The organism is Nocardioides bruguierae (genome assembly GCF_023554635.1).
Lineage (GTDB): Bacteria > Actinomycetota > Actinomycetes > Propionibacteriales > Nocardioidaceae > Nocardioides > Nocardioides bruguierae.
In genome coordinates this window covers 67,468-91,370 of record NZ_JAMJPH010000023.1, presented here as the reverse complement: position 1 = coordinate 91,370, position 23,903 = coordinate 67,468, and the positions used below count along the sequence as shown (strand labels likewise).

At 71.2% G+C, this 23,903-nt stretch carries 28 protein-coding genes; 10 read left to right on the top strand and 18 right to left on the bottom strand.

Annotated features, from left to right (window positions below; all coding sequences use genetic code 11):
* Positions 1-50: 50 nt before the first annotated feature.
* From M8316_RS12680 to M8316_RS12650, 7 genes are all read right to left on the bottom strand, one after another.
* Positions 51-1,811 (bottom strand): DUF4012 domain-containing protein, encoded by a 1,761-nt coding sequence (locus tag M8316_RS12680; RefSeq protein ID WP_250055086.1) that lies wholly within the window; start codon positions 1,809-1,811, stop codon positions 51-53.
* A 178-nt stretch (positions 1,812-1,989) separates the two neighbouring features.
* Positions 1,990-2,418 (bottom strand): hypothetical protein, encoded by a 429-nt coding sequence (locus M8316_RS12675; protein ID WP_250055084.1) that lies wholly within the window; start codon positions 2,416-2,418, stop codon positions 1,990-1,992.
* A 339-nt stretch (positions 2,419-2,757) separates the two neighbouring features.
* On the bottom strand, positions 2,758-3,183 hold the full coding sequence (locus M8316_RS12670) for a hypothetical protein (protein ID WP_250055083.1): 426 nt from the start codon (positions 3,181-3,183) through the stop codon (positions 2,758-2,760).
* A gap of 127 nt (positions 3,184-3,310) precedes the next feature.
* Positions 3,311-3,745, bottom strand: coding sequence for a hypothetical protein (locus tag M8316_RS12665; RefSeq protein WP_250055082.1), 435 nt, complete (start codon positions 3,743-3,745; stop codon positions 3,311-3,313).
* A gap of 211 nt (positions 3,746-3,956) precedes the next feature.
* Entirely contained in the window at positions 3,957-4,253 is a 297-nt protein-coding gene (locus tag M8316_RS12660; protein ID WP_250055081.1) for a DUF1416 domain-containing protein, read from the bottom strand.
* Complete coding sequence (locus tag M8316_RS12655; protein WP_250055080.1) at positions 4,253-5,101, bottom strand: sulfurtransferase; 849 nt, start codon at positions 5,099-5,101, stop codon at positions 4,253-4,255. Before M8316_RS12655 ends, M8316_RS12660 begins: the two co-directional genes overlap by 1 nt.
* Positions 5,102-5,185: 84 nt before the next feature.
* The gene (locus tag M8316_RS12650; RefSeq protein ID WP_250055079.1) at positions 5,186-5,665 is read right to left on the bottom strand and encodes a DUF4395 domain-containing protein; all 480 of its coding nucleotides are present in this window, start codon (positions 5,663-5,665) and stop codon (positions 5,186-5,188) included.
* 581 nt (positions 5,666-6,246) lie between these two features.
* Between M8316_RS12650 and M8316_RS12645 the strand changes: the two genes are divergently transcribed.
* The gene (locus M8316_RS12645) at positions 6,247-6,795 is read left to right on the top strand and encodes a DUF6318 family protein (RefSeq protein ID WP_250055078.1); all 549 of its coding nucleotides are present in this window, start codon (positions 6,247-6,249) and stop codon (positions 6,793-6,795) included.
* Between the two features lie 64 nt (positions 6,796-6,859).
* Here the strand turns inward: M8316_RS12645 and M8316_RS12640 are convergent, their stop codons facing one another.
* Entirely contained in the window at positions 6,860-6,997 is a 138-nt protein-coding gene (locus tag M8316_RS12640) for a hypothetical protein (RefSeq protein ID WP_250055077.1), read from the bottom strand.
* Positions 6,998-7,061: 64 nt separating this feature from the next.
* On the opposite strand from M8316_RS12640, the gene M8316_RS12635 reads away from it, so the two are divergent.
* The 4 genes from M8316_RS12635 (at position 7,062) to M8316_RS12620 (ending at position 9,928) form a co-directional block, all read left to right on the top strand.
* Positions 7,062-7,661, top strand: coding sequence for a hypothetical protein (locus tag M8316_RS12635; RefSeq protein WP_250055075.1), 600 nt, complete (start codon positions 7,062-7,064; stop codon positions 7,659-7,661).
* A 175-nt stretch (positions 7,662-7,836) separates the two neighbouring features.
* Positions 7,837-8,394, top strand: coding sequence for a DUF6318 family protein (locus M8316_RS12630; protein ID WP_250055073.1), 558 nt, complete (start codon positions 7,837-7,839; stop codon positions 8,392-8,394).
* Positions 8,395-8,810: 416 nt separating this feature from the next.
* The gene (locus tag M8316_RS12625) at positions 8,811-9,248 is read left to right on the top strand and encodes a hypothetical protein (RefSeq protein WP_250055072.1); all 438 of its coding nucleotides are present in this window, start codon (positions 8,811-8,813) and stop codon (positions 9,246-9,248) included.
* 119 nt (positions 9,249-9,367) lie between these two features.
* Positions 9,368-9,928, top strand: coding sequence for a DUF6318 family protein (locus M8316_RS12620; protein WP_250055071.1), 561 nt, complete (start codon positions 9,368-9,370; stop codon positions 9,926-9,928).
* A 59-nt stretch (positions 9,929-9,987) separates the two neighbouring features.
* On the opposite strand, the gene M8316_RS12615 is transcribed toward M8316_RS12620, so the two are convergent.
* A complete protein-coding gene (locus tag M8316_RS12615; protein WP_250055070.1) occupies positions 9,988-10,491 on the bottom strand; it encodes a thioredoxin family protein in 504 nt (167 codons plus the stop codon).
* A 118-nt stretch (positions 10,492-10,609) separates the two neighbouring features.
* On the opposite strand from M8316_RS12615, the gene M8316_RS12610 reads away from it, so the two are divergent.
* Positions 10,610-10,807: a hypothetical protein gene (locus M8316_RS12610; protein ID WP_250055069.1), complete on the top strand. Its 198-nt coding sequence runs from the start codon at positions 10,610-10,612 to the stop codon at positions 10,805-10,807.
* 194 nt (positions 10,808-11,001) lie between these two features.
* Positions 11,002-11,181, top strand: coding sequence for a hypothetical protein (locus M8316_RS12605; RefSeq protein WP_250055068.1), 180 nt, complete (start codon positions 11,002-11,004; stop codon positions 11,179-11,181).
* 245 nt (positions 11,182-11,426) lie between these two features.
* Here M8316_RS12605 and M8316_RS12600 read toward each other — a convergent pair whose 3' ends face one another.
* On the bottom strand, positions 11,427-11,702 hold the full coding sequence (locus M8316_RS12600) for a MoaD/ThiS family protein (RefSeq protein WP_250055067.1): 276 nt from the start codon (positions 11,700-11,702) through the stop codon (positions 11,427-11,429).
* A gap of 117 nt (positions 11,703-11,819) precedes the next feature.
* On the opposite strand from M8316_RS12600, the gene M8316_RS12595 reads away from it, so the two are divergent.
* Positions 11,820-12,560, top strand: a complete 741-nt coding sequence (locus M8316_RS12595) for a response regulator transcription factor (protein WP_250055066.1) — start codon at positions 11,820-11,822, stop codon at positions 12,558-12,560.
* A gap of 176 nt (positions 12,561-12,736) precedes the next feature.
* On the opposite strand, the gene M8316_RS12590 is transcribed toward M8316_RS12595, so the two are convergent.
* Complete coding sequence (locus M8316_RS12590; protein ID WP_250055065.1) at positions 12,737-13,687, bottom strand: hypothetical protein; 951 nt, start codon at positions 13,685-13,687, stop codon at positions 12,737-12,739.
* A 240-nt stretch (positions 13,688-13,927) separates the two neighbouring features.
* On the opposite strand from M8316_RS12590, the gene mshD reads away from it, so the two are divergent.
* Entirely contained in the window at positions 13,928-14,797 is an 870-nt protein-coding gene (gene mshD, locus M8316_RS12585; RefSeq protein ID WP_250055064.1) for a mycothiol synthase, read from the top strand.
* 39 nt (positions 14,798-14,836) lie between these two features.
* Here the strand turns inward: mshD and M8316_RS12580 are convergent, their stop codons facing one another.
* From M8316_RS12580 to M8316_RS12560, 5 genes are all read right to left on the bottom strand, one after another.
* Positions 14,837-16,090: a YeeE/YedE family protein gene (locus M8316_RS12580; protein ID WP_250055062.1), complete on the bottom strand. Its 1,254-nt coding sequence runs from the start codon at positions 16,088-16,090 to the stop codon at positions 14,837-14,839.
* Positions 16,091-16,243: 153 nt separating this feature from the next.
* Positions 16,244-17,221 (bottom strand): CAF17-like 4Fe-4S cluster assembly/insertion protein YgfZ, encoded by a 978-nt coding sequence (gene ygfZ / locus M8316_RS12575; RefSeq protein ID WP_250055061.1) that lies wholly within the window; start codon positions 17,219-17,221, stop codon positions 16,244-16,246.
* A gap of 94 nt (positions 17,222-17,315) precedes the next feature.
* The gene (locus M8316_RS12570) at positions 17,316-17,732 is read right to left on the bottom strand and encodes a Fur family transcriptional regulator (protein WP_250055059.1); all 417 of its coding nucleotides are present in this window, start codon (positions 17,730-17,732) and stop codon (positions 17,316-17,318) included.
* Between the two features lie 21 nt (positions 17,733-17,753).
* Positions 17,754-18,248: a heme-binding beta-barrel domain-containing protein gene (locus M8316_RS12565; protein ID WP_250055057.1), complete on the bottom strand. Its 495-nt coding sequence runs from the start codon at positions 18,246-18,248 to the stop codon at positions 17,754-17,756.
* Positions 18,249-18,271: 23 nt separating this feature from the next.
* Entirely contained in the window at positions 18,272-20,545 is a 2,274-nt protein-coding gene (locus tag M8316_RS12560; RefSeq protein ID WP_250055056.1) for an acyltransferase family protein, read from the bottom strand.
* A 178-nt stretch (positions 20,546-20,723) separates the two neighbouring features.
* Between M8316_RS12560 and M8316_RS12555 the strand changes: the two genes are divergently transcribed.
* The gene (locus tag M8316_RS12555) at positions 20,724-21,083 is read left to right on the top strand and encodes a DsrE family protein (RefSeq protein WP_250055054.1); all 360 of its coding nucleotides are present in this window, start codon (positions 20,724-20,726) and stop codon (positions 21,081-21,083) included.
* A 125-nt stretch (positions 21,084-21,208) separates the two neighbouring features.
* Here M8316_RS12555 and M8316_RS12550 read toward each other — a convergent pair whose 3' ends face one another.
* Positions 21,209-22,501, bottom strand: coding sequence for an NtaA/DmoA family FMN-dependent monooxygenase (locus tag M8316_RS12550; RefSeq protein ID WP_250055053.1), 1,293 nt, complete (start codon positions 22,499-22,501; stop codon positions 21,209-21,211).
* 45 nt (positions 22,502-22,546) lie between these two features.
* Positions 22,547-23,899, bottom strand: coding sequence for an NtaA/DmoA family FMN-dependent monooxygenase (locus tag M8316_RS12545; RefSeq protein ID WP_250055052.1), 1,353 nt, complete (start codon positions 23,897-23,899; stop codon positions 22,547-22,549).
* Positions 23,900-23,903 lie beyond the last annotated feature (4 nt).

Here is a 23,903-nt window from a genome sequence, read left to right as displayed (position 1 = left end):
CGTCGCGCGCGGGCTGCCGGATGACAAGAGTGTGCGAGCAGGAGACCGGGTCAGCCACAGGCCGATCCCACGGTCTCGAAGCCGGCGGGGCCGTCGATGGTCGGGGTGACCCACAGGCGGGTGTCGCCGGGCTGGTCCTCACCGGAGACCACGCGCCAGGTGATACGGGCGGTGTCGCCCGGAGCCAGCTCGATCGGCTGCTCGGAGACGACCCGGTCGCCGTACTGACGGAGGTCGCCATCGGCAGTCTGGCCGTCGATCTCCACGTCTCCGATCGCCCCGCCGCGCGGCGAGTACAGCTGGACGCGGGTCGAGGTGTTGCCCTCCTCGACGCCGTACACGCCGCCTCCGGTGACATAGCTCGGCAGGTCGGCCGCGTCGCGCGGCGCCGTCGACGTCAGGCTGACGGTCACGGTGTACGCCTGCTGGGAGCCCGTGCAGTAGGCCGCGCTCACCTGGGTGTCGGCCCGCAGGTAGTACGACATCTTCGCGCCGGTGGAGTCGTTGAGCGCGACGTACATGGTCGGCGCGTCGGGTACGGGGTCCTCGTCCTCTGCGTCCAGGCTGACGCCGGCCACGTCGGTGCCGGCGAGGAGGTCGCTGACCTCGGGGTCGGTGCTGGAGATCAGCACGCGCCCCTCGTCCGCGGCCTCCACGAGGTTCGGCAGCAGCGTCTGCGGCGAGACCGCACCCGAGGTGACGCGGGAGAAGATCGCGGCGGCGGCCTCGGCGAAGAACCGGTCCTGGTCGGCCGGGTTCTCATAGCGGGCGTAGGCGTTGCTGAGCAGCTCGTCGACGACCGTGTCGCTGGTGAGCTCGACGCCGTCGACCTCCACGGGCTCCATGCCCTCCATGAGGTAGGAGAGCGCCACGGTGTCGAGGCTGAGCACGCCGTCGACCGGGGTGTCGGGGTAGGTCTCCTCCCACCGCGCCGTCCACATCTCCGAGGCCCGCTGGAAGTCCGGGGTGAAGTTGGCGTCGAGGAAGAACGTGCCGAACAGGGTGCCGAGCACGCTCTGCTCGGCGTCGGTGAGGGGCAGCACCGGGCTGTCGCGGCGGCCGAAGCTGTTGCCGGCCACGGTGCGGGTGAGCTCGATGCGTCCGTTGCGGACCTTCAACACCGACACCTGCCCGGGCAGGCCGCCGGTGGCCCGCACCTCGGCGTTGTTCTGCGAGATGAGCAGGTAGGTGCGCGGGCCGTCGGCGCCGAGCATGGTCGGCAGCACCTGGGCGGCGGTGTTGGCGGACCCGACGGCCTCGGACGCGGTGCGTACCTGCGAGGTCAGGGAGTCGAACTGCACCTTCAGCCGGCCGAGGTACCCGGAGGAGTCCTCGGCCTCGAGCGTGGCCAGCGCGTCCTGCAGCTGGGTGTCGGCGTTGGCCAGGGGCTCCTGGAGCGCCTCGACCGCGGCGACGTCGATCCGGCCGTCCTGCGGGGCGAGCGCGTCGATCTGGTCGGCGACCGTGAGGAGGTCGTCCAGCCCGCCGGCGGACAGGTCGCTGGCCACGGTCGCGGCCGCACGCACGCCGCGGGCGTCGTCACCGACGAAGGGCAGGTGCGTCAGCACGCCCCACGAGACGCCGTTGGCGCGGTCGGCGGCGGCGGTACTGTGCTCGGCGAGGTCGGCCAGCGGCGCGTCCAGGGCATCGACGTCGCCCTGAGAGGCGACGGAGCGCGCGCGGTCCGCGTCGTCGACAGCGGCGTTGAGGTCGGTGGCGATGGTGATGGCCAGGTAGACGTACCAGGCCACCACGAGGAGGACGAGGAGCACCAGGACGCCGACGATCAGACGCCAGGGGCGGAGCAGCATGCGGTCAACCTAGGTCAGGGACAGCCGGCGGTGGCGACGAACACGGGGATCGTCGCGGGCTGAGTCCGGATCGTTGTGGAACGTGACGGCGGCAGGCTCGCGAGCCGCCGAGCACAGCACGAGGCGGGCCCCTCCGGGGAGGGACCCGCCTCGCACGAGGTCGCTAGGCGACAGGCGTTCAGCCGCGGGCGCGCTTGCCCTTGACGCCGACCGTGCCGCTGCTCGACGAACCCTTGAAGAAGTTGTTCTCGTTGGGGACGAAGGAGACGGTGTAGGCCCAGTTGCCCTTGCGCAGGCGCGGGATGTTCACCGCGAAGCGCTTGCGGGTGCCCTTGAACGCGATGGTCTTGGTCTTGGTCAGGCCGTTGGGCTTGACCAGGGTGATGACGATCGAGCCCTTGGCGCGGGCCGCGACGCGGCGACCCTGGACGACGCGGACGAGGATCTTGGCGACGTTCGCGCGCTTGGCGCTGGCGCCCTTGGACTTCACGGCGGTGTTGCCGCACTCGGTGTACGGGCACGCCGCGGTGGCGGTGGTGGAGGTGGTCGCGACGAGGCCCGCGCTCATGAGCAGGGCGGTCAGCAGACCGACGATCAGCTTCTTCATATGTGAGACTCCCAGGTCCTGGCGCCGGAGCAGGCGCCGGGTCGTAGTGGCAGAGGCGATCTAACCACAGAAAATCGACCGTGTTCGGACTCCGGATGATGTCAGGCCGATATCGACGCCTGATGTTCACTCGTCCACCCAATCGGAAACATGAACGTTACAAATGGGGTGGCCGGCCCGGGCGCTCGGCTCGCCTCACGCACTGTGGTGTCGCCGCAGGTCAGACCATCCTTCTGTCGCCTCGTGCGAGCCCTGGGAGCGGCCCACCCTGATCCAGGCGGATGGTGCGTAGAAACCTCGAACCGGACGGGTGAGTCGCGTCTCTCCTGACGGACAGCCTCAGCTGCGGGCCCGCTTGCGGCCCTTGACCCACTTGGTGGTTCCCGAGGCAGTGGCCCACCTGAGCGTCGAGTCCTCCGGCAGGAAGATCACCGTGTAGCTCCAGCGGCCACGCCGCAGGCCGTCGACATAGATGGTCCGCCGAGTACCGTCGCCCCGATATCGCACCGACTTGGTCTTCACCTTGCCCCGCGAGTTCACGAGCGTGACCACCAGGACGCCCGGATACTCAGCCGAGCGGCCCATCACCGGCCTTGCCACGATGATGGCTCGATTGCGCGCCTTGGCCTGGAGCGACGCGGACCGAACCACCGGGGTGCCGCAGCTTGTGTACGGGCATTCTGCTGTCGCGGGCGCTCCCGACAGCACCACGAGGCCGGCGGAGGTCAGGAGCAGCAGCAGGAACGAGACGACGCACTTCTTCACGTTCGCGATCTCAGCACACCGCCGCCGTCCACGTGGTGCGATCACCGCACCCCGCCTCGTCCCGAACCCCGCGCGAGGCCGAGGCAGGCGCCCCGACCCCACGCGGCGGTCGACCGGGAGACTCAGATCAGCCGCGGGCCTTCTTCTTGCCCTTGACCTTGGCCTTGCCGGAGTCGACGGCGTTCTTGTAGCGGCTGTCCTTCTCGGAGACGAAGGTGACCGTGTAGTTCCAGGTGCCGGCCGCGAGCTTGTTGAAGACGAACGTGCGGGGCGAGCCGTTGCCGTTGTAGCGGACGCGCTTGGTGCGGACGGTGTCGCCCTGGGTGACGGTGACGTAGAGCCAGCCGACGGCCTTGGCCTTCTTCTGGCCCGTGGAGATCCGCACGCGGATCTTGGCCATGTTGGCCTTCTTCATCGGCACCGACGTGCTGTGGACGGTCGGCGTGCCACAGGTGACGTACTCGGTGGGCGTGCAGCCCGCGAACGCGGACGTGACGGTGGTGGACACCAGGCCGGCTGACATCAGGACGGCCATCAGCAGGCCGACGATCAGCTTCTTCATGTGAGACTCCCGGGAGCAGGGCGCACGGTCGTGCAGCCATCAGTACTCGGAATACCACCATGGGTATGTTTCGGCAGTGCGCACGTTTCAGTTATTCATCCATGTCGGGGAACACCTGCACCCGCGCAACACGGGGCCGCGGACGTGACACGGCCCGCCGCCCCTCCCCCGCTGGGGAGTGACGACGGGCCGTGACGGGAGGCGCAGCGCCTCAGAGGCTGATGGTCACCTCGGCGACGGAGCCGACGGAGGCGACGACCTTCTTGTCGGTCACCTCGGCCTTGGGGGCCAGGGTGCGCAGGGTCCAGTCGCCGTTGCCGGCGAAGAACCGGAAGTGGCCGGAGGCCGAGGTCGGCACCTCGGCGGTGAACTCACCGGAGGCGTCGAGGAGCCGCACGTAGGCGTTCGGCACGGGGTTGCCGTCGCGGACCACCTGGCCCTGCACGACGGCCTCCTTCTTGACGTCCACGCCGTCGAGGGAGAGACCGCCCTCGGTCGCGCCGCACATCAGGCGTCGCCCTTCTCGTCACCCAGGGCCACCGGGACACCCACGAGGGAGCCGTACTCGGTCCAGGAGCCGTCGTAGTTCTTGACGTTCTCCTGGCCCAGCAGCTCCTTGAGCACGAACCAGGTGTGCGAGGAGCGCTCGCCGATGCGGCAGTAGGCGATGGTGTCCTTGCCGAAGTCGACGCCGGCGGCCTCGTAGATCGACTTCAGGTCGGCGTCCGACTTGAAGGTGCCGTCGTCGTTCGCGGCCTTCGACCACGGCACGTTGGCGGCGGTGGGGATGTGGCCGGCGCGCTGCGCCTGCTCCTGCGGGAGGTGGGCCGGGGCGAGGAGGCGACCGGCGTACTCGTCGGGGCTGCGCACGTCGACGAGGTTCTGGGCGCCGATGGCGGCCACGACGTCGTCGCGGTAGGCGCGGATGGACCGGTCCTGGTCCTGCGCGGTGTAGGTGGTGGCAGCACGCTCGGGCAGCTCGTCGGTCAGCTCGCGGCTGTCGAGCTCCCACTTCTTGCGGCCACCGTCGAGCAGGCGGACGTCCTGGTGGCCGTAGAGCTTGAAGTACCAGTACGCGTAGGCGGCGAACCAGTTGTTGTTGCCGCCGTAGAGCACGACGGTGTCGTCGTTGGCGATGCCGCGGCTGCTGAGGAGCTCCTCGAACTGCTGCTTGTTGACGAAGTCGCGGACGACCTGGTCCTGCAGGTCCGTCGTCCAGTCGAGCTTGATCGCGCCCTTGATGTGGCCCTTGTCGTAGGCCGAGGTGTCCTCGTCGACCTCGACGAGCACGATCTTGGCGTCGTCGAGGTGGTCCTCGACCCACTGGGCCGTGACCAGCACGTTCTCGCGGCTCATGGTGATTCCTTTCTTGTCGCGCCGTGCTCGGCGCGAGGGACTGTGTGGGGTGGGTGCCGTCTCCGGCGAGGTGTCAGGCAGGTGTCACGCGATGCGAGCCGCGAGGGCACGCTTGTAGACCAGGAAGAGCTCGCAGCCCAGGCAGAACCGGAAGACCGCGTTGAGGGTGGCGGCCACCAGGGCGAAGCCGATCGCCACCTGGGCGAGCAGCAGGACGCCGGCGGCGAACCCGACCAGCGCGACCACCGTGAAGACCAGGCCGACCGCCTGGGCGAACCGCGGCGGCTCGGGCGCCTCGAGCTCGGTGGGGGCGCTGAGGCGCGGCTTGACGAAGGTGCGGAACGCCCAGGCGTGCGGGGTCTTCTGCACGCCGCGGATCGCGCCGGTGGCGAACAGCGCCGCCTGGAGCGCGGTCAGCGCGATCGCGACCGGGGTGGGCGTCACGAGGATCGCGACCAGCACCACCGCGGTGACGATGGCGTTGAACTGGGGGGCGCGCGGGTCGACGCCGCGCTGGCCCTGCTGCTGCGTTCCCCGGCTGACCGGGGCCTCGAGCGTGGACATGTCTCTCCTGAGCTGGTGCCTGCCTGGTGGCAGACGAGCGGGAGCCCGCTGCGCCTCGTCCGGCGCTGCTACTCGGACGTCGGCGGGCGAGCTGCGACGTGCGAGGGCGATCTCGGGGCGCATGCCGCTTCCGACCCGGACGTGGCCGGGTGGGATCGCTGCGCGACCGGCGCTGCTGCTCTGCCGGCACCCGCGGAGGGTGCGTCGTGGGTCAGAGGCGGCGCGTCAGCGCATTCGACACAGGGACGCCTGGACGCGGCAGTGGTCCACTGCGCGTCGCTTCGTCAGCCAGGTCGTGAGCATGGTCAGAACTGTGGCACGGCTTTCCGGTTGGGCCGAATCGAGATCCCGCATGCTGAGACTATCGTCTGCATGCTGAGATTTGTACGGCCTTGTACGCCTGACGCGGGGCAAATGTCGGGCCCTTTGTCACTCTCTCGACACGAGAACACCACCCGGCTCCAGATGCTTCCCGGCGGTTCTCCACAGGCTGGATGGTTCGGGCTGGCCTGACCCGGGAAGGACTGCCACGGTAAAGACCGCGCCCACTGCCGGGGCGCCACCTCTCGGGAAGGCAGACCATGACCCTCCGACCGCTCGCGGCCGCCGTGGCCCTCACCAGCGCCCTCGCACTCTCCGCGTGCTCCTCCGACGACCCGGACCCGGTCGTCGCGGACCCCACCCCCAGCGCCCCCTCCTCCAGCGCAGACCCCACGCCCTCCGAGGACTCGGCGGAGCCGTGGGAGACCCAGAACCGCGCCGGCGCCGAGGCGCTTGTCGACGCGTGGCTGGAGGCCTTCAACGCCATGCAGTCAAGCGGCCAGACCGAGGCATTCGAGTCGCTGAGCTCGTCGGGCTGCGCGACCTGCGCGAACCTCGTGGAGACAACAGAGGCGATCTACGGCGGCGGCGGCTCGATCAAATCCCGCGGCTGGATCAACCCAACGTTCGGCGACGTGACGTCAACCGCCAAGGAACGAACCCTCGCGGTCAGGCTCCGGCAGACACCCCAGGTCGTGGTCGCCGACGGCGAGCGCACCAACTACCCGGGAGGGATGGCGACTTTCATCGCCACCGTCCGGTGGACCGGGGACACGTGGTCGATGGCTGACTGGAACTTCCCGGCATGAGGCGTCTCGCAGCCGCTGTTGTGCTGACAGCCGCCAGCCTTGTCGTCGGTCAGCCTTTCGGCACTCATGCCTCAGCCGAGGAGGGCTGCATCGACGCGGCCACCGCAGGCCAGAACGCGTACAACATCGACATCCACTGCGAGACGAGTGCAGCCGAGTCCTCTTCCAGCTCGGAGACCAGCCCCGCTTCCAGCTCGGCCATCGAAACCCGTCTGCGTCCTATCTGCGCCAACGTCGGCTCCGAGAGCAACGAGTGCGTCACGCCCATGGAGTGCGGCGGAGGCGGCCTCCTCTACGAGGTACTGGCAGTCCGGCCGGACGGCCTCGACCCACTGGGGACGTCCTGCCTGACCCTCGAGGAGGCGACCGCTCAAGACCCGCAGGCCGCCGTCATCACCACCGCCATGGTCAGCCGCGCATTGCAGCGGGTGGACCTCCCCCGCAACGAGCTGATGATCCAGCCACCCGACGGCGAGACGCTGGTCAACATCGACACCCTGGTCCACACCGAGGCCGAACCGTTCACCGAGACCGTCACCCTCCTCGGCCGGACCATCGACCTCGACATCACGCCGGCCCAGTTCACCTGGACCTTCGGCGACGGAGCCTCACTCACCACCACCGACCCCGGCCGCGCCTACGACCCCGGTCTCCCGATGACGGCCTACGTGTCTCACCAGTACGAGACCGCCCAACAGGCCGACCTCGCCGTCACCACCACCTGGACCGCCCGCTGGCGCGTCGACGGAGGCACCTGGCAAGACGTCGACGGCACCGTCGAGTCCACCAGCCCCGCCCAGAGAATCCAGGTCCGCACCGCCACACCACGACTCACCGCCACCGGCGCCACCTACACCCAGGACTGACCCGAACCAGCCCACGCAACATCAACGCGGAGCCCCACACGCACCAGGCACGTCCGGAACTCCACGATCACGGTTCTCCACAGGCTCGATGGTTCGGGCTGGCCTGACCCGGGAAGGACTGCCACGGTAAAGACCGCGCCCACTGCCGAGGCGCCACCTCTCGGGAAGGCAGACCATGACCCTCCGACCGCTCGCGGCCGCCGTGGCCCTCACCAGCGCCCTCACGCTCTCCGCGTGCTCCTCCGACGACCCGGACCCCGTCGTCGCGGACCCCACCCCCAGCGCCCCCTCCTCCAGCGTGGACCCCACGCCCACCGAGGAGATGGCGGAGCCCTGGGAGGAGAAGACTGACGCGGGTGCGGTGGCGTTCGTCGACCACTGGCTGGATCTCCTGAACGAAGCAGAGCTCTCCGGTGACACAGGCGACCTGAGAGAGGCATCGGGCAAGGGCTGCGTCGCTTGCGTCTCGATCTCCTCCTCGATCGATGACACGTACGGGGCCGGCGGTTGGATGAAGTCCACCGGTTGGCAGCTGACAGAGGCGGGGGCGCCCAGCGACATCGGTAAGAACCGGCTGGCGATTGCCGCCAACATCGACATCCCGCAGCAGTCAGTGAAGTCGAGCAGCACCTCGTCTATCGATCGAAACAAGGCTTCGCAGAACACCTTGAGCTTCGAGGTCACCTGGTCCGGCGGCGCCTGGCGGCTCACCTCGCTGGAGACGGTGGCATGAGTGCACGGAGATTGATGCTTGGCGGACTTACCGCGGTAGCCGTGATCGGGATAGCGACACCCCCTGCTCAGGCAAGCGATGACGTAGACGCCGACGACAACAGCTTCCTTGTCGATGTGAAAGAAGCGTCCCAGTCCACAGAGGCAGGCTCGCCGGCGCAGCCGGCGTCCAGCTCTTCGGCGACCTACGAGTACCGGATCGTCTGCGCGACCAGTGCAGCGGCCATGCTCCCGGACTGGTCGGGCTGCGTCGGCCCGCTGGAGTGCGGAGAAACCGGGTACGTCTACGAGGTCTACGCCGTCACCGGCAACCGGAGCGCGTACCAAGGCACGCAGTGCTTCGGGGACACCGCTGAGACCGCGACGCCGGCGCAACCGGTCATCACTCGGGCTCTCATCCGGAGAGCCTTCGAGCGGGTGGACCTTCCCCGCGGCGAGCTGGTCATCCAGCCACCCGACGGCGAGACCCTGGTCAACATCGACACCCTCGTCCACACCGAGGCCGAACCGTTCACCGAGACCGTCACCCTGCTCGGCCGGTCCATCGACCTCGACATCACGCCCGCCCAGTTCACCTGGACCTTCGGCGACGGAGCCTCAGTCACCGCCACCGACCCCGGCCGCGCCTACGACCCCGGTCTCCCGATGACCGCCTACGTCTCCCACCAATACGAGACCGCCCAACAGGCCGACCTCGCCGTCACCACCACCTGGACCGCCCGCTGGCGCGTCGACGGAGGCATCTGGCAAGACGTCGACGGCACCGTCGAGTCCACCAGCCCCGCCCAGACCCTCCAGGTCCGCACCGCCACCCCACGACTCACCGCCACCGGCGTCACCTACACCCGCGAGTGACCCGAACCAGCCCGCGCAACATCAACACGGAGCGCGGGACGCACCAGGTGCGTCCGGAACTCCGCGATCACGGTTCTCCATAAGCCGGATGGCTCGGGGCTGACCCGGGAAGGCAGGCCATGACCCTCCGACCGCTCGCGGCCGCCGTGGCCCTCACCAGCTCCCTGACGCTCTCCGCCTGCTCCTCCGACGGCCGCAACCCGGTCGTCGCCGAGTCAACCCCCACCGCGCCGGCCTCCATCGGCGAGGCCACGCCCAGCGCAGACACGACAGTCGATTCGTGGGCCGAGGAGTCTCCGGAGGGGGCCATGGCGTTCGCCCAGCTCTGGCTCGACACGTTCACGGACGCGGCTCGGAGCGGTGACACCACCGCGCTCCGCTCGATCAGCAGCCGCGGGTGCGCCACCTGCGCGGACTTCGCTGACGCCATCGACCATCGCTACAGCCATGGCGGCAGCATCGAGATGGACGATTGGGTGCTCACGCGGGTCACCTGGAGCCAGACCCCCGAGCAGAACTTCGCGGTGAACGGGACCATGCGCGTCCCCGAGCAGCGCTTCGTGGACGCCAGGGGCATCGTGGAGACTGCCGCGGCACTGCGCGCGAAGTACACCTTCCAGATGCGCTGGCAGCGTGGCTCCTGGCAGGTCACCGCGGTGACGACCGAGGGCGCCTCGTGAGGCAAACGCGGAGCGCGGGACGCACCAGGTACGTGCCGCGCTCCGCGATCCGGGAGAGCTCAGTCAGCCACCACGTCCGCGAGGACACCGAGCACGGTCTCCTTGCGGGGTGCGCCGGCGGCGCGGGTCGACTCGGCACCGGCGGAGTCGAGGATGAGCGTGGTGGGGGTGCGGGTGACGTCCAGCTCGCGCACGAGCTCGAGGTGCTGCTCGGCGTCCACCTCGAGGTGCACGACGCCGGGCACGACCTCCGAGACCTCACCCAGCACGCGTCGGGTCGTGCGGCACGGGGCGCAGAAGGCGCTGGAGAACTGCACGAGGGTGGCCCGCTCCCCCAGCTCGGCGTCCGGGATGGCGGCGAGCACGTGGGTCCACGCGTTGGCCGGCTCGGCGGGCACCTCGTCGACGGCGGACGCGGCAGCGGGCACCGGGGAGTCGGCCGCGCCGGCGTCCTGCGGGATCTGCCGGGTGCCACGGAACCGACCGTCGGTCATCGCGCGGTAGGCCCCGAAGGCCACGGCGACGACGACGGCCACGACAGCGATCACCACTCCAGAGGTCATGCCGGATGCAACCACGAGGAGCACGCATGTCTTCCACGGCGTCCAGCGGCGCGCGTCTTGCGCAAACCTTTATCGGCGCCTGCCGAAGCCTTCACGGAGCACACCCATGCTCGTAGTCATGACCCCGCTCCTCGTCGCACTGGCCCTGCTGCTCTGGCTGGTCGTCCCGTTCCCGCTCGCCGTGGCGGTCGGACGCGCCTTCGCCCGCGGCCACGAGCACGACGCCCACGACCTCACCGTCACCCCGATCGCCCTCCACCCGCGCTTCGGCTCGGACGACACCACCGGCGGTCACGGAGTGATCGGGGCTGCCTGACGCGGCTAGCACACCTTGACATCGGTGTCCGGCAATCGGATGAAAACCGAGGTCACAGGGCCCCCACAGGACGACGAGAACGTTTTCATGTGGGCCGCGTAAAGACTCAGCACGAAGGGTTTCCACCACTGAACTGCCGGGTAACAATCTGTTATCCGCATCACACCCCAGCACCGCGGAGGAGGAGCACGACCATGGACCTGACGCTCAACTGGGCTGTCGCCCTCGGTTCCCTGGCCGTCCTCTGGGTGCTCCTGCCCTGGCCCCTGGCTCTCGCCGTGGGTCGCGCGTTCCGCGACGGGCAGGGGGATGACGGTGCGGGCGTCCGCGTCACTGAGACTCACGAGGTCGCCCGCACCGCCGCACACCTCTGACGCCGGCGTCCACCAGGACCCGTCACGTCACCACTCGCCCCCGGACCCGCCAGCAGGCGGCCGGGGGCGAGTCACGTCACGGGCCGATTGCGCCGGCCGACCGACCCGGCCGGAGCTCGCCGAGCCCGACCGACCATAACACCGGGAGCGCGCGTCATGCCGACAGGGCCGGTGGTCCGGGACGACGGGGCCCCGCCGCGTCCACGATGCGGGACTCGGCGCCCCTCCCGCCGGGACGGAGGTCCTCAGCCACCCGCGAAGGGCGGCAGCACCTCCACGACCTGGCCCGGCGAGACCGTCACGGAGGCGGGGTCGCGGGACCCCACCGGAAGGTCGTCCACCAGCACTGAGCAGGCCTTCACCACGTCCGACAGGGTCGTGCCGGGGTGCTCGGCGACGGCCCGTGCGAGCACCTGCACGAGCGTCAACTCAGTTGTGACAGACAGGTGATCGGCGTCCGTCCCGGCAACGTGCCGGGCACCTGCCCAGTACCTGACAGTGATGATCTGCGTCTCATTCATCGGTTCAGCCCTTCCAATGTGACGCCCTCGTTTCGTTAATATTCACCAGCAGTCAACAGACCGAGGCCCAACGTTGCGTTTCGGAAGCCACCCACACCCGATGGGAGGAGAACCCGCGTGAGCACTCTCCTGCTTCTCACCAGCGCCCTGCAGCCCTCCGCCGAGGTCCTGCCCGGTCTCGCGCTCCTGGGTCACCAGGTCCGCATCCTGCCCGCTGAGGGCTCGGCCCTGCTCGAGGCCCCCGAGTCCGACCTCCTGCTCGTGGACGGACGCCAGGACCTGGCCCACGCCCGCGACCTGTGCCGCCTGATCCGCACGACCGGGACGGACGTCCCGGTCATCCTGGTCACGACCGAGGGCGGCCTCGCCGTCGTCAGCCACGACTGGGGCATGGACGACGTCGTGCTGCACACCTGCGGCCCCGCCGAGCTCGAGGCGCGCATCAAGCTCGCCATCGGCAAGCTCACCGCCACCCGCGAGGCGGCGGACCCCGAGGCCCACGTCATCCGCTCCGGCGAGGTGCTCGTCGACGACGCGACCTACACCGCCAAGATCGGTGGCCGCCCGCTCGACCTCACCTTCAAGGAGTTCGAGCTCCTGAAGTTCCTGGCGCAGCACCCCGGCCGGGTGTTCTCCCGCCAGCAGCTGCTCCAGGAGGTCTGGGGCTACGACTACTTCGGTGGCACCCGCACCGTCGACGTCCACGTCCGCCGGCTGCGCGCCAAGCTCGGCCCCGAGAACGAGACGCTCATCGGCACCGTCCGCAACGTCGGCTACCGCTTCGTGCTGCCGACCAAGGACGCGAAGAGCGCCGAGTCCGACATGCGCCTGACCGACGACCTCGCGCTCGACGCCTGATCGCTCGGCCTGATCACCAGGCCTGCCTGACACGGACGCACCCCAGCGGCCCGCACGCGGGCCCCGCGCCTCCCCTCCAGCACGTGGCGCCAGGAGACCTCACGGTCACCTGGCGCCTCGTCTGCTTCTGGGCCTCGGTCTCGCGACAGGACTTCGTCCTACCTCGACCACCGCTCTCAGGCGCACGCGGCGGGGCAGCCCGGCCCGCAGGCTCGCACCGCACCCCGCCAGCCGTGGTGCGTGAGCACGCGGCCCAGCAGCCCGGCGGTCCGGCAGGGGTCGTCGAGGACCTGGGCGTAGCGCAGCCGCAGCCGGTGCTGGCCGGTGGCGGCGTCCTCGAGGTCGCGGCGGGCGTCCCGCACGCCCGCCACCCAGCCGGCGTGGCCGAGCCGACCGTCCAGCTCGACTGACACGATCCCGCCGCCGTAGGTGACGTCCTGCAGACCCCGCCCGCCCGGCCTCGGGGCCTGCCGAGAGCCGGCGGGCAGACCGTGCGCCCGCTCGACCCGGTGCAGGTACGCACGCTCGAGCACCGAGCAGGCGCCCGCCTCGACGTCGTCCAGCACTGCCAGCACGAGTCGTCGGTGCCGGAGCCTGCGGCGTCGACGCGCCGCGTGCCGCAGACGGGCCGGGGTGCTGCTGCGATCGCCGACCGCGTCGCTGAGCAGACGGACGACCGCGGTGGCAGCGTCCGCGTGCTCCACGAGCCCCAGGACGGCCTCCTCGACCCGCACCCGCGGTGGGGATGCCGCCGCGCGCACGCGCTGGCCGAGTCCACGCACCCGATGCAGTCGGACGCCCACCGGAGGCCGCACACGTCGGGACTCGTCGACGGCCACCTCGACCGGGCGGTGGGACAGGTCGGTGGCCGACTCCAGGTGCAGGGCCGCCGGTCCGACCGCGAGCACCGCGGCCCAGCAGGTCTGCTCGTCGGTGAGCGGGCCGGTGTGGTCGACCCACACCGCTCGGTGGACCCGTCTCAGCAGCCGCCTTCGCTCCCACCGGGCGACGTCCGCGCGCGCCAGTGGTCGCTGCGCCGGCGCGTGGTCGCGCAGCTGCTGGAGCGTCACCACCCCGCACTGCCGCTGCAGCGCGCGCAGGCACGTGCGCAGGTCCTCGTCGTCCATGCTTGGAGGCTGCCCCGCTGGTCGGCGGGCACCCTCCGGGGTCGGCGGGCTGTGGAGAACCCCGCGCGCCGGCCGGAACGCGGAGCGCGAGGAGCACCGGACGCTCCCAGCGCTCCGGCTCGTGGGGGCGTCCGGGTCTCGCGACAGGACTTCGTCCTTCCTCGACCAGCGACCTTGGGGGGCCGGAGAAGCAGCAGCCCCTCACCACGCCGGGTAGTGGCAGCGTCCTAGGTTGGACCCATGGCTGACCCCCGCATCGACTCCCTCGCCCTGGCCGCGGAGCGCGCCGACGGCACCGCGCCGCTCGACGAGGCGACCCGGATGACGCTGCGGCACCACCCCGAGGAGGTCACCGCCCTGGTCGAGGACGAGGGCTTCTCGCTGCTGACCGGCGGCGAGGTCACCCTCGTCGTGGACCCCGAGCACCGCGGACGCGGCGTGGGCGCCCGGCTGCTGGGGCGGCTGCTCGAGGGGGTCGAGGGGCCGCTGGCGGCCTGGTCGCACGCCGACCACCCCGCCGCGAGGGCGCTGGCCGCCCACCACGGGTTCGAGCGGGTGCGCGAGCTGTGGGTGATGCGCCGCCCGGCCAGCGAGCCGCTGCCACCGCTGGAGGTCCCGGACGGGGTGGTGGTGCGCGGCTTCGACGCGCTCGACCCCGCCGACCCGAAGGACCTGCTGGCCGTCAACGCCGCCGCGTTCGCCCACCACCCCGAGCAGGGGTCGATGGACGCCGCCAACCTGGCCGAGCGGATGGCCGAGCCATGGTTCTCCTCGCCGGGGCTGCTGATGGCCCGCGAGGTCACCCCGCGGCCGGCCGGGGTGGAGGGCGAGGGCCCCGTCGAGGGGGCGCTGCTCGGCTTCCACTGGACCAAGCAGCACGACGCCGCCACCGGCGAGGTCTACGTCGTCGGGGTCTCCCCCGACGCGCAGGGCCGTGGCCTCGGCGCGGTGCTGACCAACGCCGGGCTGCACCACCTGCACGGGCTGGGCGTGGACGAGGTCATCCTCTACGTCGAGTCCGACAACCACGCCGCCGTCCGCGTCTACGAGGGCAAGCTGGGCTTCACCCACGCCCCCGAGGACACGCACGTGATGTACCGCCGGGGCTGAGCGCTCGCCCCGGCCCCGTCGGCGCCGTGGGTGGGCGGGTCAGCAGACCGAGTCGGACGACTGCGGGCGGCTGAGCCCGAACAGCGGCCGCAGCCGCACGCCGAGCACGGTGCCGACCAGCGCCACCGCGCCCCACACCCAGCCGTGCAGGCTGAGGCTGGAGATGCCGCCCAGGTAGGCGCCGATGTTGCAGCCGTAGGCCAAGCGGGCGCCGTAGCCCATGAGCAGGCCGCCGACCACGGCACCGAGCGCGAGCCGGCCCGGGACGCGCTGGTGCAGCGTGAACGCGCCGGCCAGCGCGGAGGCGACCATGGCGCCGACGATGATGCCCAGGTCGGTGAGGCTGGTGGACTCCGCCAGCACCGAGCCGGCGAGGACGTCGGCGCGGTCGCCGGACCAGAAGGTCCAGGTGGACGGGTCCGCGATGCCGAGCGCACCGGCGGCCTTGGAGCCCCACAGCGCGAACGCGGTGGTCACGCCCCACGGGCTGCCCGAGACGAGCAGGACGCCGAGGTTGAGCACGGCCAGCGCGGCGGCGCCGACCCACAGCGGCCAGGAGCCGCGCAGCACGCGGGCCAGGCCGCGGGCGGTGGGCACGGGGCCGATCGGCGGGGGCGTGCGGCGGCGCTCGACCACGATCGTGACGGTCACGATCAGCGCCAGCACCACGAGGGTCACCACGACGCCGGCCGCGTAGGAGCCGAACACGTCGGCGAGGCTGACGGCACCGATGTTCGGCGTCCGAGCCCACCAGCCCAGGTGCGCGGCGCCGACGGTCGCGCCGACCACGAAGCCGCCGAGGGTCAGCAGGATCGAGGTCTGGCCGGACCCGACCGCGTACAGCGTCCCGGAGGCGCAGGCGCCACCGATCTGCATGCCCACCGCGAAGACGAACGCCCCGACCACGAGGCTGACGCCCACCGGCGCGACGTTGCCCGAGACCGAGCCGGCCACGGGCGCGAGACCCATGGCGAGCACCGGCGCGAACAGCACGGTGGTGAGCGCCAGCAGCAGCGAGTGCGCCCGCAGCCCGCGGCCCTGGCCGACCGAAACCAGCTGCCGCCAGGCCGAGGTGAACCCGAACCGGGCGTGGAACAGCGCGAAGCCGAGGCCCGCCCCGAGCGCGAGGAGCGCGGCCTGGGGCCAGCCCTGCGTCGTCCAGGCGGCGACCACGAGGGCCAGCAGCGCGACGACACCGACGGTGAGGACGCCCCACTGGGGGCGTCCGGCCTCAGGGGCCCGTGGGGTCGGACGGGCGGCGGGACGTGACGGCGCCTGGGCGGCGAGGGACATGCGAGAAACCTCCGAGAACGGGACGGACCCCGGGCACAACGGCCCGGGGCGTCCTCCCGCTTCCCACCGCGCGGGTGAGCCATCTCCCTCGCTCGGCAGGAATCTCCACCCGCTCGGAGCGGGGAGGGGGATGCTGGTGGTGCTCCCGGGACGTCAGCCGCGCAGGTTCGGCCGCACGTGCAGCCCGACCTCCGGGTCGACGACGACCTCCTGGCCGGCGGGCATCCCGTCGACGACCAGCGTCGCGTCGGTGGCCACGTTGCGCTTGACCACGGCCAGCGCGATCGGGCCGAGCTCGTGGTGGCGGGCGGACGAGCCGACGAACCCGACCTCCTTGCCGCGCTCGTCGCCGGCCACCGTGAGCGGCGAGCCCTGCGCCGGCAGCCGGTTCTCGGTGCCGTCGAGGTGCAGCATCACCAGCCGTCGCGGCGGCCGGCCCAGCGTGTGCACGCGGGCCACGGTCTCCTGGCCGCGGTAGCACCCCTTGTCGAGGTGGACGGCGGGGCCGACCCACCCGACCTCGTTGGGGATGGTCCGCTCGTCGGTGTCGATGCCCAGGCGGGGCTCGCCGCGCTCGATGCGCAGCGCCTCGAACGCCCACAGCCCGGCCGCGGGGCCGGCCGCGGCCGCGTAGGTCGCCAGCTGGTCACGGGGGACGAGCTCGTAGCCCTGCGCGTGGTCGGCCTCCTGGTCGAGGTCCGGCTTCGCGCGCCAGGTGACCGCCAGCTCGCCCGTGAGGTCCTCGAGCTCGACCTTGCTCCAGAAGCGCATCTTGGTCAGCCAGTCCAGCAGCGCGGCGCCGCGACCCGGCTCCGTGTGCAGGGTGAACGCCTCGCCGTCGTCCACGCCGGTGAAGGCGTGCTCGACGTGGCCGTTGGCCGAGAGCATCAGCGCGTGGGTCCAGCGGCCCGGGGTGAGGTCGCGGAAGAACTGGGTGGAGAGGTCGTGCAGCCAGGTCAGCCGGTCCGGGCCGCTGATCCGCAGCACCTCGCGGTGCGAGAGGTCCACGAACCCCTCGCCGCCGACCAGCGTGCGCTGCTCGCCGTTGAACGAGCCGTAGTGCGCCGCCACGGGGGCGTCGACGCCGTCGCCGGCGACCGCGCCGGGCAGGGACAGGAGGGGGCTCAGCATGTCTCTCCTAACGACCGGGTGGGGTGCGGGTGTTCCGGGGGGTCTCGACGTGCGCTCCTCGCCAGGGCTCGTCGCTGCTCGACCACCGAGGGGGTCAGTCGGTGCAGGTGGTGCAGTGGCCGAAGACGGTGAGGTGGCCCAGGTCGGCCTCGAAGCCGTGCTGCTCGCGCAGGAGGGCGGCGAACGCACCGGCCGCGCCGGCGTCCACGCTGGTGACCCTGCGGCAGGTGCGGCAGACGAGGTGGAAGTGCTCGTGGTCGTCGACGACGTGGTAGGTCGGCGCGCGGTCGGAGAGGTGGGCGTGCCGGATCAGGCCCAGCTCCTCGAGCACCTCGAGGGTCCGGTAGACGGTGGAGGCGTTGACCGCCGAGGCGTGCCGGCGGACCTCCGCGAGCACCTCGTCGGGCGTCGCGTGCTCGAGCGACTGCACGGCGCGCAGGATCAGCTCGCGCTGCGGGGTCAGGCGGTAGCCGCTCCCCCGGAGCCGGTCACGCAGGTCGTCGTCCGCCACGCCGCCATCCTTGCAGGCGGGTCAGGCGCGCTGCAGGCGCGCCCACAGGTGCGGCTGGAGCTCCTGGCCCATCGCCTCCATGTCGTAGGCGTAGAGCAGGTCGCCGTCGACGTTGCCGTAGAGGCGGTGGCCGCCGGTGATCTCCTTGGCGGTCTCGGTGAAGGAGACGCCCGCGGTGCGCATCTCGATCTTGCCGTCGTCGGCGTTGCCGTACCAGACCTCGCTGACGCCGCTGGAGTGGCTGAGCAGCAGCTCGACCTTGCCGCGCTCGGGGCACCGCAGGAAGCCGGTCTCCTGCGCGGCGTCGCGCACCTTCTCGCCGGATTCGTCGACGATCCAGGACTTGGCGAAGTAGTGGAAGAACGGGCGACCGTCCTGCTGGAAGGTGATCTCCTGCGCGAACGAGAACCCGTCGATGGTCGGGTAGTCGCCGTGGCCGTTGCCGCGCCACGTGCCCAGCAGCCAGACGACCGGGGCGCAGTTCAGGTGCAGGTTCGGGGGCAGCTCGATAGGCACCGAGCGAGCCTAACGGAGCCGCGTCACGAGGCAGAACCCGCAGAAGAGGGTGAGGACGACGCCGACGCCAACCCCTCCGCGGCGTCGACGTCGTCCTCGAGCGCCGCGGCCAGGGGCCGCAGCGCGTCGGTGAGCAGCGGAGCGAGGCGCTCCGCGTACTGGATCGTGAGGTGCACCCCGTCGACCGTCACCGGCACGTCGCCGACGAACCCCGGGCACTGGCCCTGCACGCAGAACCACGACTGGGTGTCGACGTAGGCGGCGCCGGCCGCCTCGGCCGCGGCCTCCTCGCCGGCCCGGTGGTCGCGGTAGAGCTGGTTCGGGGTGGTCGCGCACTGCACGGGCGTGCCGACGCGGGTCACGCAGTCGACCAGGTACTGGTGGTTGGGCGGCGAGCCGAGCACCACCACCTGCGTGTCGGTCGGGACGAGGCGCAGCGCCGCGGCCAGCGCGGACTGCGACAGCGAGCGGTGGGTGCCGCCGATCTCGGCACGGTCGGCGTTGCTCGCCTGGTCCATGGAGGAGGCCATGATCAGGACGTCGGGGGTGTTCTCGTCGAGCCAGTCGTGCACGGCGTCGTGGAGCTGGCCGCACTCGGGGTAGGCCTCCCCGTCCTGCTTGACGTAGCTCTTGAGCTCCCACGGACCGCACTGCTGGAGCGTCAGCTGCTGCACGGCCCAGCCCTCGGCCTCGAAGGCGGTGCGCACCGTCGGCATCCAGGAGGCCGCCACCGAGTCGCCGTAGACGGCGACCACCGGCTGGTCCTTCTTCCCGGTGCTGTTGAACAGGCAGGACGACAGGTCGTCGACCGGGGTCTCGCCGCAGCCGTAGGAGGCCTGCTCGGACTCCCAGTCCGTGCTGCGCAGGTAGGCCAGCGAGGGGTCGAAGTCGGGGAACCCGTCCTCCTCCAGCGAGCTCAGCATCGAGGCCTGGAGGTCGGCGTCGGCCAGGTCGGCCGCGCCGGCGGCGTCCTCCGCGGCCGGGCCGCGCAGCACGGAGGCGGCGACCATGATCGCCACCACCGCGGTGCCGACCATCGCGAAGCCTCGGGCCTGCCCGGCGAGGCCACCGCCGCCGATCGCGCCGCGCACCTTCTCGCCCAGCGGGCGCGGGTCGCGCGGGGGCTTGCGCCTCTTCTCGGCCGCGGTCATCCAGAACCGCGCGTTGCGCAGGGGCCGCTCGACCAGGTGGTACGAGCCCGACGCCAGGACGAGGGTCGCGACCGGCACGACCACGTAGAACGCCCACTCGTGGCCGGCGAAGAACGGCTCGCCCAGCACGATCAGCGGCATGTGCCACAGGTAGATCGAGTAGGAGATGTCGCCGAGGTAGCGCATCACCGGGTTGTCCAGCGCCCAGATGAACCGGGTGTGCCCGTCGAGGCCGCCGGTGATCAGCAGCAGCGAGGCCGCGACCGGCACCAGGCCCCAGGGCGCCGGGAACTGGACCGTGGACTGGATCAGGAAGATCACCGTCAGCACGCCGACCAGCCCCACCCAGGCCAGCGCGTGCCGCAGCCGCCGCGGCCAGGTGACGACCATCGGCGCCACGACCGCCAGGATGCCGCCGGCCCCGAACTCCCAGGCGCGGTCGAAGGTGTTGAAGTAGGCGGTCGTCGGGTTGGCGGCCGAGTGCCACAGCGAGAACGCGAAGGTGCCGAGCGTGAGCGCGCCGAGCACGAGCAGCGTCGGCCAGCCGCCGCGCAGGCGGTTCTCCGTGGCCGGCTCGAGGGCGGACGCAGCGGCGCTGCCGGCGTCCTGCCTCTTCTGGCGGCGCCGCAGGGCCAGGGCGCCGAGCGCGATGCCCAGGAGCACCAGGGCCGGCCAGAAGACGTAGAACTGCTCCTCCACCGACAGCGACCAGTAGTGCAGCAGCGGGGACTCCGACTGCGGCGAGAAGTAGTCGGTGCCGTCGGCGGCGAAGTGCCAGTTGACGGCGAAGAAGGCGGCCCAGGTGGCGTCGGTCAGGACGTCGCCGGCGCGCACTCCGGAGTAGAGCCACCACGTCGCCAGCACGGTGAGGGCCAGCACGAGCAGCGCCATCGGGAACAGGCGCCGGACGCGGCCCAGGTAGAAGACCGGCAGCATCCTCGCGCCGTACTTCGGCAGCTGGGTGAGCAGGATCGTGGTGATCAGGTAGCCCGAGAGCACGAAGAAGATGTCGAGGGCCGCGAAGACGCCGGGGGGCCAGGCCGTGAGGTGCCCGAGCACCACCAGGCTGACGCCGAGACCGCGGACACCCTGGATGTCGCGCCGGAGCCCGGTGAACAGGCTCGGGCGCGCAGACTCCTCGGCCACGCTTGCTTCCCCCATGTGCAGGCGACCGCGGAGCATCACGCGGGCGCCGTCGATCTCGGCTGTCGTCGTGGACGACGTCGTCCACTGCACAGGTGTCTACCCAGCTGCGTCCGGCCGACACGTAAAGGATCGCTGGTCCCTTGCTCGGACCTTGTCCGCACGCCCCTACGCTGGGCGGATGCGATCGCTCGTGCTCAAGGTCACTGCCGGCCCCCAGGACGCCGAGCGCGCCAACCAGGGCCTCACCGTCGCCGCGGCGGCGGCCGCCGCCGGGGCCCACGTGTCGCTGTGGCTGACCGGCGAGTCGGCCTGGTGGGGCACCCCCGACCACGGCCGGTCGCTGTCGCTGAAGTACGCCACCGAGGTCGACCAGCTCATCGCGATCGTGCTCGAGATGGGCACCGTCACCATCTGCGGGCAGTGCGCCGCCCGTCGCGAGATCGGCGAGGCCGACACCCTCCCCGGCGTCACCATCCGCGGTGCGGCGGTGTTCGCCGAGGAGGTCCTCGCGGACGGGGTCCAGGCGCTCGTGTACTGAGCGGGGTCGGGGCCCCTGGGGGCCTGGGCTAGGGGATACGACCCACCACATTCGTGGTTTCGGGCAGTCCAAACCACGAATGTGGTGGGTCGTACCCCCTCGGCCCGCACCGATGAGTACCGAGCTCAGAAGGCCATGAGGTTCTCCCGCATCGTGGTGCCGGTGTACTCGGTGCGGGTCAGGCCACGGGCCTGGAGAGCGGGGACGAGCCCGTCGGCGATCCGGTCGATGTGGGCGCGGCTGACCTGGCCGGTGATGAGGAAGCCGTCGCCGCCGACGAAGTCCATGACCTCGCCCATCCGCTCGGCCACGGCGTCGGGGGTGCCCTCGAGCGGGACGCAGTCCAGGCCCCAGGTCGAGGCGATCTCGCGCAGCGTCTTGCCCTGGCCGCGGACGAGGAAGTTCTCCAGCGTCGAGCGGTGACCGTTGGTGGTCACCTCCGGTACGACGGCGTCGAGGTCGAAGGTGGAGAAGTCGTTCTCGGTCAGGCAGGAGAGGTGGCCCAGGGTCGACTCGACCCGGACGTCGTCGGGGCGCTCGGCCAGCTGCTTGAGCCGCGCCACCTCGGCGTCGTCCGCCCCCAGCATCGGGGTGACCACGAACATCACCTTGAGCGAGTCGGGGTCGCGGCCGAACTTCTCGGCACGCTCGCGCATGTCGTCGCGCAGCGCCTTCATCGCCTCCTGGCCCTGCGCGCTGGCGATGATGGTGTCGGCGTTGCGGGCGGCGAAGTCGCGACCGCGGGGGCTCGCACCGGCCTGGCACAGCACCGGCTGACCACCGAACGGCGGCAGCGCGTTGAGCGGACCGCGGACCTTGAAGTACTCCCCCTCGTGGTCGAGGGTGCGAACCTTCTCGTGGTCGACGAAGGTGCCGGTCTCCTTGTCCAGCACCACGGCGTCAGGGTCCCACGTGCCCCACAGTCCCTTCACCACGTCCACGTACTCGTCGGCGCGCTGGTAGCGCTCGTCGTGGTCGGGCAGCGCGTCCATGCCGTAGTTCTGCGCCGCGCGGTCCTCCGAGGAGGTGACCATGTTCCAGCCGATCCGCCCCGAGGAGAGGTGCGAGAGCGTGCTCATCGAGCGGGCCAGCATGAACGGCGGGGTGAAGCTGGTCGAGACGGTGGTGATGATGCCGAGGCCCTTGGTGGCGTCCGCGAGCAGCGGGGCGAGCAGCACCGGGTCGTGCTTGGGCGCGTAGAGGGAGTGCTTGAGGTCGGCCTCCATCGTGCCGCCGTGGATGTCGGAGACCATCGAGGAGTCCTCGAACATCAGGTAGTCGAAGCCGGCCTTGTCGTACTGCTTGGCCAGGTGGAGGTAGATGTCGCCCTCCGGCCACGACTCGGCGTCGGCGTTGTCGAAGAGCGGGTTGTTCCACACCGGCGGGCGGAACGAGACGAAGCATCCGAGGTGGAACATGGCGCTGAGGGGTCCTCTCGTGGATCTACGGACGGGGAATGAGGGTCAGGCGGACGCGGCGGCGCGCTGGTCCGGGGCGGGCTGGTCGTAGGCGAGCCGCTCGTTGAGGCCGAGCCCGGCGGGCGGGGCGTCCCAGACGAGACCGCGGCGGCGCAGCTCGGGCACGAGGCCCTCGCAGACCTGGTCGACGTAGCGGCGGGTGAGCATCCCGCCACCGCCGGCGAAGATGAGGTAGCCGTCGCCACCGACCTCGCGGAAGGCGTGCTCCATCTCGTCGGCGACCGTCTCGGGCGTGCCGAACGCCGGGAAGGCCTCGAACTCGTCGCCGGCCGCGGCCTCACGCAGCGGCCGGTCGCCGGCCCACTGGGCGAACTGCTTCAGCAGCGACTGGCTGCCGTTGGTCGACAGGTCGGTCGGGAACGGCTGGTCGAGCGGGAACTGCGAGAAGTCGATCTCGTCGCTCATCATCAGCAGCCGCCGCTCGGCCCGCTCGTCGGTGATCGCCAGCCGCTCCTCGCGCCGGCGCCGGGCCAGCTCGTCGGACTCCTCCAGGAACGGGGAGATCATGAAGAGGATCTTGATGTCGTCGGGGTTGCGGCCGTTCAGCTCGGCCCGGCGACGGACCTCGGCCCGGTACTCGCGCATGTCGTCGATGCCCTTGGCCGAGCTGACGATGACGTCGGCCGAGCGCGCCGCGAACTCGCGGCCGGTGGGGCTGCCGCCGGCCTGGAAGATCGGCGGCAGGTCCTGCAGCGGGGGCAGCGCGTTGAGGGGCCCGCGGACGTCGAAGTACGTGCCGTGGTGGTGGATCGGCCGCACCTTCTCGTGGTCGACGTAGGTGCCGGTCGCTCTGTCCATCACCACGGCGTCGCGGTCCCACGAGCGCCAGAGCTTCTTCACCACGTCCACGAACTCCTCGGCGATGAGGTAGCGCTCGTCGTGGTCGGGCAGCGCGTCCATGCCGAACTGCTGCGCCGCGAGCGGGCTGGAGGAGGTGACGACGTTCCAGCCGACCCGGCCGCCGGTGAGGTGGTCGAGCGTCGTGACCAGCCGCGCCAGGAGGAACGGCTGGTAGAAGCTGGACGACATCGTGGCGATGAACCCGAGCCGCTCGGTGGCGGCCGCGAGCACCGGCAGGAGCGGCAGCGGGTCGTTCTTGGGCCCGCGGACGGTGTGCTTGAGCTCCGCCTCGAAGGTGCCGCCGTAGGCGTCGGAGAGGTAGTTGCCGTCCTCGAGCATCATCGCGTCGAACCCGGCCGCGTCGAGGCGGCGGGCCATGTCGACGTAGAAGTCCCCGTTCATCCACTCGGCGCCCGCGTTGCCGGACCACGGGATGTTCCACCCCGGCACCAGGTAGTTGACGAACCAGGCCAGGCGCATGCGCTGCGAGCTGCCCATCGGC